This is a genomic window from Arthrobacter sp. PAMC25284 (genome assembly GCF_019443425.1).
GTDB classification, from domain to species: Bacteria; Actinomycetota; Actinomycetes; order Actinomycetales; family Micrococcaceae; genus Arthrobacter; species Arthrobacter oryzae_A.
The window spans coordinates 2,695,034-2,710,763 of record NZ_CP080382.1; the positions used below are offsets into that span (position 1 = coordinate 2,695,034).

11 protein-coding genes and 1 pseudogene are annotated in these 15,730 nt (G+C 66.6%); 6 read left to right on the forward strand and 6 right to left on the reverse strand.

All coding sequences use genetic code 11. From position 1 onward, the window contains the following. The first annotated feature begins 102 nt into the window (after positions 1 to 102). Together KY499_RS12505 and KY499_RS12510 are read left to right on the forward strand one after the other, a co-directional pair. Complete coding sequence (locus KY499_RS12505; RefSeq protein ID WP_219885514.1) at positions 103 to 1,620, forward strand: DUF4389 domain-containing protein; 1,518 nt, start codon at positions 103 to 105, stop codon at positions 1,618 to 1,620. A gap of 78 nt (positions 1,621 to 1,698) precedes the next feature. Next, complete coding sequence (locus KY499_RS12510) at positions 1,699 to 2,478, forward strand: SDR family NAD(P)-dependent oxidoreductase (protein WP_123253822.1); 780 nt, start codon at positions 1,699 to 1,701, stop codon at positions 2,476 to 2,478. Between the two features lie 35 nt (positions 2,479 to 2,513). Here KY499_RS12510 and KY499_RS12515 read toward each other — a convergent pair whose 3' ends face one another. From KY499_RS12515 to KY499_RS12525, 3 genes are all read right to left on the reverse strand, one after another. Then, positions 2,514 to 3,641, reverse strand: a complete 1,128-nt coding sequence (locus tag KY499_RS12515; protein ID WP_375141093.1) for a sulfite oxidase — start codon at positions 3,639 to 3,641, stop codon at positions 2,514 to 2,516. Positions 3,642 to 4,414: 773 nt separating this feature from the next. Next, complete coding sequence (locus KY499_RS12520; protein WP_219885515.1) at positions 4,415 to 5,419, reverse strand: aldo/keto reductase family protein; 1,005 nt, start codon at positions 5,417 to 5,419, stop codon at positions 4,415 to 4,417. A 48-nt stretch (positions 5,420 to 5,467) separates the two neighbouring features. Further along, complete coding sequence (locus tag KY499_RS12525; protein ID WP_219885516.1) at positions 5,468 to 6,073, reverse strand: hypothetical protein; 606 nt, start codon at positions 6,071 to 6,073, stop codon at positions 5,468 to 5,470. A gap of 276 nt (positions 6,074 to 6,349) precedes the next feature. Between KY499_RS12525 and KY499_RS12530 the strand changes: the two genes are divergently transcribed. After that, positions 6,350 to 6,736, forward strand: coding sequence for a YchJ family protein (locus KY499_RS12530; RefSeq protein ID WP_219887000.1), 387 nt, complete (start codon positions 6,350 to 6,352; stop codon positions 6,734 to 6,736). A 47-nt stretch (positions 6,737 to 6,783) separates the two neighbouring features. On the opposite strand, the gene KY499_RS12535 is transcribed toward KY499_RS12530, so the two are convergent. The 3 genes from KY499_RS12535 to KY499_RS12545 all read right to left on the reverse strand — a co-directional run bounded on the left by KY499_RS12535 (position 6,784) and on the right by KY499_RS12545 (position 9,745). Further along, on the reverse strand, positions 6,784 to 8,769 hold the full coding sequence (locus KY499_RS12535; protein ID WP_219885517.1) for an acyl-CoA dehydrogenase family protein: 1,986 nt from the start codon (positions 8,767 to 8,769) through the stop codon (positions 6,784 to 6,786). 64 nt (positions 8,770 to 8,833) lie between these two features. Next, positions 8,834 to 9,148: a hypothetical protein gene (locus KY499_RS12540; protein ID WP_123253816.1), complete on the reverse strand. Its 315-nt coding sequence runs from the start codon at positions 9,146 to 9,148 to the stop codon at positions 8,834 to 8,836. A 204-nt stretch (positions 9,149 to 9,352) separates the two neighbouring features. Next, complete coding sequence (locus KY499_RS12545) at positions 9,353 to 9,745, reverse strand: PepSY domain-containing protein (RefSeq protein ID WP_219885518.1); 393 nt, start codon at positions 9,743 to 9,745, stop codon at positions 9,353 to 9,355. Between the two features lie 154 nt (positions 9,746 to 9,899). Between KY499_RS12545 and KY499_RS12550 the strand changes: the two are divergent. The 3 genes and pseudogenes from KY499_RS12550 to KY499_RS12560 all read left to right on the forward strand — a co-directional run bounded on the left by KY499_RS12550 (position 9,900) and on the right by KY499_RS12560 (position 15,661). Continuing rightward, a pseudogene (locus KY499_RS12550) lies at positions 9,900 to 11,349 on the forward strand (DUF3375 family protein). Between the two features lie 2 nt (positions 11,350 to 11,351). Next, the gene (locus tag KY499_RS12555) at positions 11,352 to 12,191 is read left to right on the forward strand and encodes a DUF4194 domain-containing protein (RefSeq protein WP_375141094.1); all 840 of its coding nucleotides are present in this window, start codon (positions 11,352 to 11,354) and stop codon (positions 12,189 to 12,191) included. Further along, the gene (locus tag KY499_RS12560) at positions 12,188 to 15,661 is read left to right on the forward strand and encodes an ATP-binding protein (protein WP_219885519.1); all 3,474 of its coding nucleotides are present in this window, start codon (positions 12,188 to 12,190) and stop codon (positions 15,659 to 15,661) included. Before KY499_RS12555 ends, KY499_RS12560 begins: the two co-directional genes overlap by 4 nt. Positions 15,662 to 15,730: the final 69 nt, after the last annotated feature.

Below are 15,730 nucleotides of genomic sequence, written 5' to 3' on the forward strand. Positions count from 1 at the left end.
GTCTGCGGCACTGACCCCGCGCCGCGGAATCGAAGGCGCTCCCGATAATAAGGAGCACGTGATCAGCGGCCGGGACGGCACCCGCCAAGCGGAAGGACTGCCATGAAGCCGGGCCGGATTGCCATGCTGGTACTGGGTACGCTGAGCGCCATAGCCGGACTCGGACTGCTGGCTGGTGCGGGAATCAGCGGATGGGCCAACTACCAGCAGCGCGAGGGCCGGTTTTACACGTCGACGGTGGAATATCTGTCCCACAACTCCCATGCCCTGACCTCGCCGGGTCTCGACCTTGCCTCCGGACAAAACGTGCCCGATGCCGCCCCGGCGGATCTTCCGGCCAGTATCATGTTGCGCGGGAAAGCCACCGACCCCGCGGGGGAAATCTTCCTCGGAATCGCGCCGCGCTCCGAGGTGGACGCGTACCTGGCCGGCGTCGAACATGCCGAGATCGCCGGCGTGAAGTTTGAGCCGTTCCTCGTGCAGTACCGTGAGTTCGCCGGTACCACGGCTCCGGCGCGGCCCGCAGACCAGGGTTTCTGGACGGCGTCCGCCTCGGGGCCAGGTCAGCAGGAACTCACATGGAACCTGAAGTCCGGGGATTGGGCCGTAGTTATCATGAATGCCGAGGCCGGCCGCCCTGTAGCTGTCGAGCTGCAGGCCGGGGCGCGGTCCGACCTGCTCTGGCCAATCTTCCTGGGGCTTCTCATCGGCGGCCTGATCCTGCTGGTGGTGGGAGTCCCGCTCGTCATCGCGGGCGCTGCCGGACTGGGCCGCGGCGGACCGCCGTCGTACCCGCCGTCGCCGTCGTATCCTCTGCCGCCCGGCGCAACGCAGCCGTATGCTGCGCCCGGCGCCGTTCCTTCCTACACCGCACCGGACCGTCCGCCGGTCCCCGGCGGACGGTCCTACCCTGCGCGGCTCAGCGGCTACCTGGACCCGAACCTGTCACGCTGGTTGTGGCTGGTGAAGTGGTTCCTGGCCATCCCGCACTACGTTGTCCTGGTTTTCCTGTGGTTCGCGTTCATCGTGACCACCATCGCTGCCTGGTTTGCGATCCTGTTCACCGGCCGCTACCCGCGCGCCCTGTTCAACTTCAACGTGGGGGTGATCCGCTGGAGCTGGCGGGTGGCCTTCTACGCGTACGGGGTGCTCGGCACGGACCGCTATCCGCCCTTCACCCTGGCACGCACGGACTACCCCGCGGACTTCGACGTCGACTACCCGGACAGGCTCTCCCGCGGCCTGGTGCTGGTGAAGTCCTGGCTGCTGGCCATCCCGCATCTGCTGATCATCGCGGTCGTGGCCGGCAGTGTGCGGGCCTGGGCGGTCCGCGACGGCAACTGGGTGCAGGAGGGAGCCGGCGTGTCCCTCCTGGGGCTGCTGGTCTTCATCGCGGGTGTCATTCTGCTTTTCACCGGCCGGTACCGGAGGGGTCTCTTCGATCTCCTGCTGGGTTTAAACCGCTGGATCTACCGCGTGCTTGCCTACGCCGCCCTGATGCGCGACGAGTATCCTCCGTTCCATCTGGACCAGGGTCCGGCCGATCCTGGCGACCCACAACCGGCGGATGACGGTGGTCATCCGCCGGGCGTCGTCGAAGCCACCCCTCCACGGGGCTAGTGGCTGCCGCCTCTTGCCACTGGCCGACGGCGGGAACATAGTGGAGGAAATTTACCACCCTGGCAGGAGGCGGACGACGTGCTGGATAACGGGAGGCCGGAAAGCGGGCTACTGCACGGCAAGACTGCGCTGATCTACGGAGGCGGCGGCTCGATAGGCGGGGCCGTGGCGCGGGCCTTCGCTGCCGAGGGTGCTGTGGTCCACCTTGCGGGACGGACTGAGGCCAGTCTGGAGAAAGTGGCACGGGACATCGAGGAGACCGGCGGCCGGGCCGAAATCGCTGTCGTTGACGCCCTCAACGAGGAGGAGGTTGATGCGTTCGTGGGTCGGGTGGCAAAAAAGAGCCGCAGGATCGACATCTCCTTCAACGTCATCTCCTTCGGTGATGTCCAGCAACCCTTGATGGAAATCGACGTGGACGATTTCACCCAGCCCATTCACCTGGCCACGCGGACACACTTCCTCACCACCCGCGCGGCAGCCACTCACATGATCAAGCAGGGCGCCGGCGTCGTGCTCATGTTCGGCGGGTCCGGACCGCAAACACTTTCCGGCCTCGGCGGATTCAAAGTAGCGCTGGACGCGATGGAGGGACTGCGCCGGCAATGGGCGCTTGAGCTGGGCAAAAACGGCGTCAGGGTGGTCACCATGGTCAGCGGAGGAATCATCGAGACCATCCCCTGGCAGGTTGAGGGACGCGAGGAGATCGTGCGGGAGATCGCGGCGACCGCGCACCTGAACCGCACCGCCACCCTGGAGGACGTCGGAAATGTCGCCTCGTTCATCGCCTCGGACAAGGCCGCAGCAATCACAGACGCCACCATCAACGTCTCCAGCGGTGCGATCGTGGACTACTGATTCCGGGAACATCTGGATCCGTGGACCCGCGGTGACTATTCGACAGTGACCCGGATCCGCTGCACCACGTTGTTGCCCATGCCCTGGTAGTTCCAGACCGTGGCCAGCGGCTGCACAGCTCCGCTGGCGTCTGCGGCACGGCAGGTCAGCTCGTGCTCACCCGGATCGGCCACCCAGGGCATCGACCAGGCGCACCAGGCGAACGGTCCGGCCGGGTGCTCCAGGTGCGCGGGCGCCCATTTTCCGTCGATCCCGACGTCGACTCGCGCAACCGCGGCCCGCCCGGACCAGGCCCGGCCGGTCAGCATCACGGGCCCTGCCGCCAGCACCCGGCGCCGGGTAAAGAAGTCCGGGACACCGGGTGGGAGCATCAGCGAACGGACCTTGATCCGGGTAACCGGTGCGCCGGCGTCGTCCGCATTCTGCTGGTAGCGGTAGGCAACCGCTTGCTGGTATCCCTCAAAGGGCTTTGTCACCACCTTGATGGCGGACAGCCACTTAACGCTGGCCATGCCGTACCAGCCTGGGACCACCAGCCGAAGCGGATAACCGTGCTGCGGCGGCAGGTCGGCGCCGTTCATCCGGTAGGCCAGCACAATGTCCCGGCGCAGCGCCTCGGCGACCGGCAAGCTGCGGGCGTACTGCTGGCGGACGCCTCCCTGGAGGCCCTCATCCGCACCGGTGAAGACCACTTCAACGGCGTTCTCGTTCACGCCGGCCTGCTCCAGGAGGTACGCCAGCGGGACGCCGGCCCAAGTGGCTGTGCCGACGGCCTCCAGCACCCAGGGTTGGCTGACGGGCCGCGGGCGCAGCAGGGACCGGCCGTTGCCGGCGCACTCAAGGGTCACCGGGACGCTGATGCTCGGGGCCCGGCGGAGCGCACGCAGGTTCAGCTCCAGTGAGCGCTGCACGGCACCGCTGACCCGCAAGTGCCAGTGGTCGGCATCGATAAACGGAATGTCGAAGTGGTTTAGCAGATAGTGCAGCCCGGGCGGTGTGGTGTCCTGCCGCAGGCCCTCCAGCGGCATCGAATGGTTCCGCGCAGCGAGCTGCAGTTCCTCGACCGTCAGTGGCCCGTCGCTCGGCTCGCCGGGATGGGCGCTGACCCCGGGCAACCGGCGGTGCAGGACTCCAGGGGTGTGTCTGGACATTTGTTTTGGCATGGAACTGATGTTTCTGTGCTGGTTTTCTGCTTCGGGCCGGTCCCGTCGTGGCCGGGGTAGCCTCTCTCACCGGTCTACGCCCGGTGCGGAACGCCGTCAATACCGGGCCCTTAAACCGGACCCCACGATCGCGTGGCTTAACCGGCGGCAGCATGGAAAGGTCCGCGCGTTCGTCCGCCGAATCAATAATTTGCGGAAACTGCTAAAAGGCTGTCCCCCGTGATTTAGTGACGCGGACCGAAAATTCCCGTTCGCTGGTGATATTTCCACGGCATTGGAGTGTTTAGCGGGCTGGCGCGGAGCGGTTTAGCGGGCGGTGATTGGCAGTGTGTCCGGAAAAAACTCGACGCGGTGCCGTGGGATGTCCGCTGCCGGGAATTGGGCTTTTCCGGGACCCTTGCAGGGCGCCGGGCGACGCCGTAAATCGAGCCGCGAGGCCGGGCTGGCATAAAAAATATTAATGTGTATGGTATGGGGTAGATGTGAATTCCAGAAAGGTGGTGATCTCGTTGTCAGGAAAGTCGCCTAGAAGTTTCAATGCCAAAAAAGCCGGAAAATCGATTCTCGAAAAAAGAATCGAAAAAAGGGCCAAAAGCGAAAATAGCGAAATTAATTTTGTGAAACCCCGTAAAAACCAGCGGTAAGACTGCGGGCAGTCGAATGCGAAACTCCTAGCCGCAAACGGCTGCCCGCCCTCGCCGAGGGTGCTTCGGCTGACGGTTCTTCGCTCCACCCTGCCGAGCCTGCCGGACCGGTGGACACCCTGTCCCGACCTACGCCTCGCGGGCGGCGGGCGATCTGGTCTGGGACGGGTCCCGTTCGGCCAGTGCGCCGATCACGGCGTCGATTTTGTTCATGATGGGCTGCTCCAGCTTGACGCCGGCGGCTGCGACATTGCCCGCGATCTGCTCGGGCCGGGATGCCCCCATAATGGCCGAGGCCACGTTTTTGTTCTGCAGCACCCACGCGATGCTCAGCTGGGGCAGGGTCAGGCCGGCCTCCTCGGCCACCGGTTTGAGCTGCTGAACGCCGGTCAGCACCTCAGGGGACATCCAGCGTTCGATCATCTTCGAGCCGCCCTTGTCGTCGGTGGCGCGGCTACCCTCGGGAGCCGGTTTTGCGGGATGATATTTGCCGCTCAGGACGCCCTGCGCCATCGGGGACCAGACGATCTGCGAGAGGCCCAGTTCCTCCGATGTCGGAACAACTTCTGCTTCGATGACTCGCCACAGCATCGAATACTGCGGCTGGTTCGAGATCAGCTGGAAGCCCAACTCCCTGGCCAGGGTGTGGCCGTCGCGGATCTGGTTGGCCGTCCACTCGCTGACTCCGATGTAAAGGGCCTTGCCCCGCCGGACGACGTCGGCGAATGCCTGCATCGTTTCTTCCAGCGGGGTTTCGTAGTCATACCGATGGGCCTGGTACAGGTCCACGTAGTCCGTCTGGAGCCGGACCAGGGAAGCGTCGATGGACTCCATGATGTGTTTGCGGGACAGGCCCACATCGTTGTGTCCCTTGGGTCCCGTGGGGCCGAATACTTTGGTGAAGATTTCCAGGGACTGCCGGCGTTCGCCCTTGAGGGCCGCGCCGAGGACGGTCTCTGCGGCAGTGTTGGCATACACATCAGCCGTGTCAAAGCTGCTGATGCCGGCATCGAGCGCGGCCCGGACGCATTGGGTGGCAACGTCGTTCTCGACCTGTGAGCCGTGTGTCAGCCAGTTGCCGAAGGTGATTTCCGAGATCTTGAAGCCGCTGTTCCCCAGGTATCTGAATTCCATGGGTTCACGCTAGCGGATTTGACCGGTCCGGGTAGGGTCTCAGCCGGCTCATCTGCCCTGTGCCTGTGCCTTGTTCTTTGTCTGCGACCTGAATGTCACTTGGGGTTTGCCCTCTGTCTGCGGTGTCCGCCCGGGCACGCAGGGACGTGATCCGGTATCCAGCACCGACGCCGCGGTGGGCATTGGGGACTCCCCGAAGGCCGCCGGAGCGGCGGCGGGCCTGCCGTTCCGGTCGGTGGCTGACGCCACAAGCGGTGACACTTCCTTGAGATCCCGGACCGGAGCCGCCGGGCTGGGGAGGTCGCGGACAGAGACGCTGACGGCGGGCGCGGTACGCTTGGCGGCTTTCGCCGCGGCCCGGTCATCGGCCAGGGCGACGGCGGCGGTCCAGTCCTGCGACAGTGCGGGATGCTTCCTGTCCGGGCGGGCCACCACGGCGGGCTTGGCCGGCCGGGGAGGCTGTTCCTCGCGCCACTCGGGGCTGTATCCGAAGAGCCCGACGATGGCCATCAGGACCATCGCCACGAGCCGGCCGATGCCGGCGAACACCAGCGTGGCGACAAAAACTAAAAAGAGACCGAGGAACATCACGAAGGCAACAGCCACGGTCCCGAAAAAAGTCAGGTGCAGAACCACTAACGTCGGATCTCCCACTTCACCTCTCCTCTCCAGCCTGCAGCGGGTCTCCGGCCGCACCCGCGCCGGGCAGGAGCCCCCTCTAACCATACGGACTTTTCGGCGCGGACAAGGGCCGGACCGGTGGCCCCGGGCAAGTTGTGTCAAAGCCGTTATGCCCGGCCGGCGTTCGGCGCCCTGCGTCTATAGTCGAAAGCAGCCGCGCCGTCGCCGTCCGCCCGGCCCGACGGAAGGAAACCTGTGACGAACCCCATTCCATCCGCTCATGGGCCGGGCCGCCGGCTGGACCCCGCAATGTTCGAGGGGAACTGTCCGTGCCTCTCCGGCGAGCAATACACAGGGTGTTGCGGCCGGTTCCACCGGGGCGCCGCGGAGGCGCCGACCGCCGAACAGCTGATGCGATCCCGGTACGCCGCGTTCGTGCTGCTGGACGCCGGCTATCTGATGCGGACCTGGCACCCGGACACGCGGCCGTCCGGCCTGGACTTTGATCCGGCGTTGCAGTGGCGCCGTCTCGACATCCTGTCCACGACCCGCGGCGGGCCGCTGGACAGGGAGGGGGTTGTCGAGTTTGCGGCGCATTTCCGCCACGACGGCGAACGCGGCGTCCAGCATGAAACGAGCCGGTTCGTGCGCGAGGACCGCCGCTGGTACTACGTGGACGGTATAAGCCCGGAGTAGGACCGGGAAGCCGGGATGCCGCACCTCTGCAGCCGCCCGGGTGCCGGTCAGCGGTACTTCCGGTGCAGGTTCTCCTTGACCGATGCCCGCGGGGCTGCGTCGGCGATCCACGGACCGGTCCCTTCGGACTGGTCCAGCACGCCTGCTTCCAGCCACTCGTAGTCGCCGGCCAGGACCTTCCGCGAGAGAACGCGGTCGGCGTCGTCGGTGTTCCGCCACAGCTGGTCGAAATACTCATCAACGCGGACGCGGGCTTGTTCGCAGTAAGCCTCGGCGAGCTCATAGGCAGAGGCAGCATGTTCCGGGGTGGTCCGCAGCAGCATCTCGGCCCTGGAGCAGCACGCGGCCATGGCAAACAGCTCCGCCCCGATGTCCACGATCCGGCCCAGGAACGCTTGCTTGTGTTCGAGCTGCGCCTGCCAGCGCCCCATGCCGTAGAAAGTCTGCCGGGCCAGCCGCCGCGAGGAACGCTCGACGAAGCGCAACTGCTTCGCGAGCCGGCCGAAGTCGCCGTAGGATCTGGGGTCCAGGCCCGCGCCGGCGACAAGCCTGGGCAGCCATTTCGCATAGAACCCGGAGGCGCCGACGGCGGCCCGCGCCTTGTCCTGCAGGCTCGCCTCCGCGGAGGCGAGGTCACCGGCCGCGGCCAGGTGCGCATCCACCGCCTCGCGCGCGATCAGCAGCTTCATGATTTCCGAGGACCCTTCGAAGATCCGGTTGATCCGGAGATCGCGGAGCTGCTGTTCGGCGGGGACCGCGCGTTCGCCGCGGGCTTCCAATGAATCCGCCGTTTCAAAGCCGCGTCCGCCGCGGATCTGCACCAGCTCATCGGCAATCCGGCAGCTGATTTCCGTGGCCCACAGCTTGGCTAGGGCCGCCTCGATCCGGATGTCTTTCTGTCCGGCGTCGGCCATTTCGGCGGTGAGCTCGAACACTGCGTCCAGGGCGAAGGTGCTGGCGGCGATGAACGCGATTTTCTTGCCGACGGCTTCGTGCTGGCCGACGGGGCGTCCCCACTGCGTGCGGGCATTGGACCATTCGCGCGCGATTTTCAGGCTCCACCGTCCGGAGGCGACGCACAGGGCGGGGAGCGCGAGCCGGCCGGTGTTGAGGGTGGTGAGGGCGATCTTCAATCCCTGGCCCTCGCGGCCGAGCCGGTTGGCGGCCGGGACCCTGACCTGGTGGAATCGGGTGAGCCCGTTCTCGATGCCGCGCAGGCCCATAAAGGCATTGCGGTTTTCGACCGTGATCCCGGGGGAGTCCATTTCGACGACGAAGGCGCTGATGCCGCCCTTGTGCGCGGTGCCGGCAGCATCGGTGCAGGGGGGGACGAGTGCCATCACAACGACGAGTTCGGCGATTACGCCGTTGGTCGTCCAGAGCTTCACACCGTCCAGGACATATGATTCCCCGTCGCTGGCGGGGACTGCGGTGCTGCCCATCCGGGCGGGGTCGCTGCCGACGTCGGGTTCGGTCAGCAGGAACGCCGTGATGGCTCCGGCGGCGCAGCGGGGCAGATATTCCTTTTTCTGGGCGGGGGTCCCGAACACCTTCACGGGCTCCGGGACGCCGATGGACTGGTGTGCGGACAGCAGCGCGCCAAGGCTCGGGTGGACGGAGCCGAGCAGGCCCAGCGCCCGGCCATAGTACACAAGGGAGAGGCCCAGGCCGCCGTAGTCACGGGGGATCTTCATGCCGAAGACGCCCAGCTCCGCCAGGGCCTTGAGGTAGTCGTCCGGAATCCGGGCATCGCGTTCAATGGTGCGCCCTGACATGCTGCCGCAAAGGACGGTGAGCTTGGCCATAAACGCTTCGCCGCGCTCGACGTCGTCAGCCGGAGCCTCCGGCCACGGATGGATCAGTGCCAGGTCGAAGTTGCCGAGATACAGCCCTTTGGCGAAACTGGGCCGGTCCCAGCTGGTGTCCCGGGCGGCCTCGGCGACGGCCCGCGCGTCGGCGGCAGTTGCGTTGTGGCCGATGTGCTCCGTGGCGGCGGGACCGGCGGTGGCAGGGTCTTCAATGGCGGAGCTCATCGGGCATCTCCTCAGGCCGGGGCGCCCGGCACGGGCCGTGGATCCGCCGGGGGTGGGGGACCCTTCAGCTGTCCCGCAATACTACCCGCGGGTAGGTGCCGGTACTAGGGGCCTGCTGCCCTGGAAATTCAGCGCTGAAGTCGCCGGTGAGGTCGACGTTCGCTGCGTGGTGGACCAGGCGGTCCCAGCCGCGGTTGATGCTATGGACCAGTGCCGGCAGAATCCCCGCCGCGGAAAGCCATACGAGCCGTCCGGCGCCCGCCAGGAGCAACGCTGCGAAGGCTGCCGCTGCCATCAGGAACGCGATCACCATGCCAAACACGAGGGTCCCCAGGAACACCATGGTCCCTGTTTCCACTGCGCTCAAGTCGAACTGCATACGTCCCCCGCATCATTGCCCCGGATCAGTAGCCCGAGCGTAGATGGCAGGAGACACGCACAACCAGCGTCCTGGGCCCCGGGCCGGTTCTTGTTGCGGGATCGGAACCCTACCCGCGCGTAGGTAACGGGGCGGTCGCGGAAACTTCAACGCGGGGTCACTTCACGCCCATAAAAGCCGGCCGGATCTGACCCCGCGTTGCGCCTAGTCGTCGTCGTATTCGGGGGCGCCCTGATACAGGACCTGGAAGTCGGGTCCCAGCAGCACCTCCACTTGGGTGCCGTTGTCCAGCCGCACTTCTACTTCGTAGGCGGCGCCGCCGTTTTCGCGTTCGATCTCGCTCACGCGACCCTGCCCGACCTGTGCCAGTGCGACGTTCGCCGCCCTGTCCTGGTCAGCGGCGCTCAGCGGCGGTGCCCCGAAATCGTCATCGTCGTCGTCCCACCCGATACTTGCGGGCATGGCCACGATGGGGCTGACGTTCGGGCCCGGGGCATTCCTCGATAACTGGTTTGCTGCCGCCGCCGCCACCGCTGCGCCGCCGAGCAACACCGCAGCCGCCGCCGCGCCCGCCAATAATGCTGTTTTCCTACCCATGGCACACTCCTCTCCAGTGATGTACACAGTGTGCTCTTGAACCCGGAACCATTCAACGACGAATGCAAACCGGGCGCTGCGTTAACCTTGTAGCTGGCAGTTTTCTTCATATCCGCTGCCCACCAACACCCCCAAACCCGCCGAAGGAGAGTGCATGTCCCGTTCCGCTGTGTCCCCGGCCGACGCCATCAGCGCCCGGCTCCGGGATTTGGAGCTCCTCACCAAAGGCCCGGCCTGGGCGTTGACCCGGTCGGCACCCTGGGTAATTGCCGTACTGCAGGCTTCCTTTACCCGGACGCGCGCCCAATTGCCGCTGGAAGAATTCCACGCCGACGTCGACGCCTTCCTCGAACAGCTCCGCAGGGAGGACCCGGCCCTGGGCGGTTCGGCCAACGGAAAGTCCTTCGGCGACGAGTGGACGCGCAAGAACTTCCTGACCCGGCGCAACCAGTCGGGGCAGATTGTCTACGAAGTCACCGAACCCGCCGCCCGCGTCCTCGCCTTCCTGGACAGTCTCTCCAGCGAACGGTCCACGCTGAACGGTTCCCGCCTCGGCACACTGCTCGGCGACGTCGAAAAACTCGCCAATGAGACGAACCCGGACCAGAGTGCGCGGCTCGAATCCCTTGAAGAGGAGATCGGCGAACGGCGCCAGCTGATCACGGACATCAGCTCAGGCGACTACGACGGCCTGCTCGACGACGACGAGGCCGTGGAAGCCGCCGGCAACATCCTGGACCTGGCAGCCAGCCTGCCCGCGGACTACAAGAAGATGCGTGACCGGATCGAGGAGCTTGTCGGGGAGCTCCGCAACCAGATCATCGAGGAATCCCTCAGCAAGGGTGCCACCATGGCCCAGGTGCTGGAGGCAGACAAGCGGCTCCGGCAAAGTCCCGAGGGCCGGACTTTCCGGTCTTTCACGGCGTTCCTTGAGGACCCGCAGCAGCAGCTCAGGTTCCGGTCCGCGATCGGCGAAGTGCTCAGCCGTCAGTTCGCCGACGACCTTCGCTCCGATGAACGCGAAACGCTGAAGAACCTCGTGGCCGAGCTGCGCACCCAGCACAGCCAGATCCAGCGGATCTACGGCAGACTCAGCGAGAGCCTTAACACCTACGTCCAGAGCGACGATTTCCGCCAGTCGGTCCGGTTGCGGAAAGTGCTGCGCGAGGCCGAGCAGGCCATCCGGTCCCTGCCGTACGAGCGGGAACGCCCCGGCCTGGTCCGCGGTCCCGTCCTGTTCAACGCCGGCTTTGAATCACTGGCCATGGTGAAGCTGTTCGACCCGGACGAGTTTGCGGCGCCGCCCAAGCTGGCGGACCCCATCGCCTTCTCCGACTCGGACCGGGGCCCGTTCGCCCCGGACCGGCAAGGCGAAGCCCGAGGCGATCCGGGCCGCGCTCGCCGGCGCCTTTTCGCTCACCGACGCCTGGGAACAGCTGCCGGCCGGGGAACGCCACATCAACTCCATCCGGGCACTGCTCGCCGAGGCACTCCACGGCGGCGCCGGCTTCGACCGCGATGCCTGGGGTCCGGTCGACTTCGACCAAATCGACGGCTCGACCCGCACCGCGTACCTGCCCGTCGTCACGCTCAAGAAGGACTGAAGATGACCGATCTTTCCCCCGACGCGCAGGTTGCGCCCGCCCCGGGCGCCGCAGCCGAAGCAGCCCGACCGGCGGAACCGGACGCCCGGCCCCAGCCCGAACACGTCCGCCCCGACCCGTTCACGATCACGCCGCGGGACACGTTCGTTGATGGCGCCGCGCTCTTCCCCGGGGACACCGGTGTGCTGCCGATGAAGGTCCGCCAGGCTCTCGTGAAGCTCCTGAAAGGCCCGTACATCGATGGCGGCCGCGACGAGAAGCTCTGGACCACGCTGCTGGACAACCAGCTGATTCTCCGCAGCCGCCTCTCCGAACTGTTCCTGACGCTGCAGCTGGACCACGACCGCAAGGTTGCCGTCCTGCGTCCGGTGGATCCCGAAGCGGTCGGCGCCGGCACCCGCGCCAGCATCCTGCGCCAGCAGCGCGCCCTGAGCCGGGTCGAAACGATCGTCCTGCTCCGCCTGCGCCTGCTGCTGGACCGCCACGTCACGGCCCAGACCGACCCCACCATTACCCGTGAGGAAATCGCCGAACTGGTGGCCCACTACCAGCCGGCCGGCCAGCAGGACGCCCTCCGGGACGCCGACGTTGTCAACCGCGCCATCACCAAGCTGCTGGCCAGGCAGCTCCTCCTCGCCACGGGCCTGGATGACGTCTACACCATCTCCAACGCCCTCCCGCTGGCCCTCCCGTTCGAAAACATCGGCGACATCCCGGCCCAGATCGAGGCCCTGGTCACGGCCAGCACGGACCCGGCCGGGACCGAACCGCTGATCGAGCTCGACGCCGGCTCGCCGGCCCCAGCGGACGACGACACTGAGGAAGCGGAGGCAGCCAAGTGAGCATCGCAACCATGCTGCCGATGGGCGAGCTCGCGAACCCGGGACAGATGCGTCTGGCCCTCGTCCAGGTGGTCAACTGGGGCACGTTCCACGGCGCCCACACGATGCACGTGGACCGCAGCGGAACCCTGCTGACCGGCAACTCCGGGGTCGGCAAGTCCACGCTGTTCGACGCGATGTTGCGGGTCTTCGACGCGCGGCCGCGCTCCAACGAAGCCGCCGCGCAGCGCGCCGGCGGCGCCGTGGAAGACCGGCGGACCACGTTTACGTACATGCGCGGCAAGGTGGGGGACAAAGCCGTCGGCGAAGGCTCCGCGAGTGCGTTCCAGCGCCCGGGTGCAACCTGGTCCGCCGTCGCCCTGACATTCGACAATGCCGCCGGCACCAAAGTGACCATTTCGGCCCTCTTCGACCTGCCCAAAAACGGCACCGAATCCAGCGTCGGCCGCTTCTACCTGATCGACAACAGGCCGCTGGACCTCGCCGCGCTGGAGGGTATCGCCGAGAAACGGTTCGGCAAGGCGGCACTGGACGCGATCTTCCCCGACGCTCAGGTTTTCGACGTCCACAAGGCCTTCGCCGAACGGTTCCGCCGGCTGCTGGGCATCAACTCGGACCAGGCCCTGCCGCTGCTGCGCGTGATCCAGGCCGGCAAGGGCCTCGGCGGCAGCGTCAACACCTTCTTCCGCGACCAGGTCCTGGACGCCCCGGCGACCCTGGCAGCCGCAGACGACGTGGTCGAGGAATTCAGCAACCTGATGTCCATCCGGCAGCGCCTCGAGGACGTCCGGCAGCAGCGCGACCAGCTGGCGCCCGTGCCCGGGCTGAATAAGGAGTACGCGCAGTCCCTGCTCGACTCGAACCGGCTGCGTGAGCTCGGCGGAGAGGAATTCGAGGCGTACAGGCAGCAGCTGGCCGTCACCGTGCACGGCAAAACCCTGGAACGCTACCGCGGACTTGCCCAGGTGAAGGCCAGGGAACTCGCAGCCGAACGCGGCGTCCGCGACGGCCTCGCCAAGGACCTGCGCGGGCTCGAAGCGGACTACAACAACCAGGGCGGCAACGCGATCTCCGCGATCGAGCAGTCACTCGAGAACGCCCGGGTGGGGCTCAAGCTTCGCCAGCAGGTGGAGGAAGCAACCCGCACGTCGCTGGCCGACGCCGGCCTGGAACTGGACTGGACGGCGGCCGGCTGGGCCCAGGCACACGAGCTTGCCGCCACACGGTCCGCCGAACTGCAGGACGGTTCCGAGGCGCTGAAGGAACTGCGCTTCGAGGCATTTGACGGCCACGCGACCAAGAAACGCGAACTGGCCGCGGCCCAGCAGGAACTCCTCTCGCTCAGGACGCGCAAGTCTTTGTTGCCGCCGTCGAGCATCGAAAACCGGGCTGCAATCGCCGCGGCCACCGGCATTGCCGAGGAGCGCATGCCCTTTGGCGGTGAGCTGATCGACCTCGCCGAAGGCCAGGAACGGTGGCGGCCCGCCGCCGAGCGTGCCCTGCGGAGCCTGGCCACGACGCTGCTGGTCCCGGGCGAACACTTCGCGGCAGTCACCCGCTACCTCAATGACCACTCCGTCCGCGGCTCGCTCCGCGCCGTGGATGTGTCCAAACCGCTGCCCGGCGGCGCACTCGCGGTGGAGGACGCGGCCGACGGCGATCTGCTGACCAAGCTGAGTTTCCTGACCGACGAGGGCCACCCCTCGTCCGCCGTTGCCGAGGCCAGCGCCTGGATCCGGGAACGGATCGCCCTCGATTTCGCCTACCCGTGCGTTGAGAACCCCGACGAACTGGCCGGCCTCGACAAGGGCCTGAGCCTGGGCGGCGTGGTCAAGCGCAACCGGCACACCGTGGAGAAGGATGACCGCTTCACCGGCCGGAAGGATTACGTGCTCGGATTCGACAACGCCGCCAAGCTTGACCTCGTCGCGGCCCAGGTCGCCGATTTTGAGCAGGAACTCGCCCGGGCCGCCGAACTCGCGCAGAACCGCGAGGAAACCCACCAGGGCATGACCCGCCAGCTTGAGGCGTTGCGCCGCGTCGCGGACGACCACCGACCCTGGGAACAGGTATCTGCCGCAGTCGCGGCGGATGAACTGGCCAGGATTGAACAACGGCTCAAAGACGCCCTCGCAGCGCAGGCGGACCTGGAACCCCTGCGGGCCAATATCGAAGGTGTCCGGCATAAGCACCAGTCCAGCACCGAAGCGGCGGCCGTGCTGCAAAGCGAGTACAGGGCCCTGGACGGACAACTCAGCGCCGCCAATGCGTTGCTGGAAGGAGCCCGCGCCCGCCTGGAGCAGACGCCGCCGTCGGACGCCACCGTCACCGCGCTGGAACCGTACTTCACTGGCTTCGACGGGGTGCAGGAGATGCATGAACTCGATAACCTCGCCAACGCCGTCCGGACCCGGCTCCTCGCCGAGCTGCATGCGGCCGAATCGCGCGGGCAGACGACGTCGGAGCGGCTGACCCGCATTTTCGAGGGCTTCGTCCGCGAATGGGGTACCGCAATTTCCGCCGACCACGGCACCTCGATCGGCGCCGCCGGTGAGTTCGAAGCCCGCTATCACGCGATTGTGAGCGACGGGCTTCCCGCCCAGGAGGCGGAATTCCGGCAGTTCTTCAACCAGCGCACACACGAGTCCTTCAGTACCCTGCTGCACTTGCTCGATGAGGAACGACGCACCATCACCAGCCGCATCCTCCCGCTCAACGGCATCCTGTCCGAGGTGAATTTCCACGAGGGGAGCTTCCTCGAACTGGATATCAAGCAGACCCTGCCCGCCACGGCCAAACAGTTCAAGGACGCCATCCAGAACGCCCTGAAAGTCCGGCACACGCGGCCGGGCAAGGCAGTGGTTCCGGCGACCGGGGCGGAAACGGACGACGATGTCGAGCTCACCGCCCGCTACAAATCGCTGGAAACGCTCGTGAAGCGGCTGGGTTCGCAGACCCCGGAGGACAGGCGCTGGCGCGCCGAGGTCCTCGATGTCCGCGGGCACCTGTTTATCCAGTGCAAGGAGCACCGTGAAGCGCCGGCGTCGAAGAAGGGCGCCCGAAAGACGGATGTCTTTATGCACGCGGACACCGGATCCATGTCCGGCGGCGAGCGGCAGCGCTTCACCGCCTTCATCATGGCCGCGGCGCTGAGCTACCAGCTGGGCATCGCCGAGCAGGGTTTCACCACATACGGCACCGTGATGATGGATGAGGCGTTTGTGCTGGCTTCGGAGGAGTTCGCCGGTGCCGGTATCAAGGCCCTGCATGAGTTCGGCTTCCAGCTGCTCCTGGCCGCTCCGGAAAACGTGATCGATCTGTCCCGCCACCTCGGCTCCGTCACGGAGATCCTGCGGGACAAACGCACCAACCGTTCCGGTGTCCTCACCTCGCCCGTCATCGGTCCGCGTCCCGGTTCCGAGGGGATATGGCGGTCCGAGGCCAACCCGGTGGACATCGTCCTCCGCTGACCCCGCGTTGCCGCCGGATTTTCCGTGTGTTAACCCCGCCGTTCCCCGCCCGCCGGATGACGCGGCTAG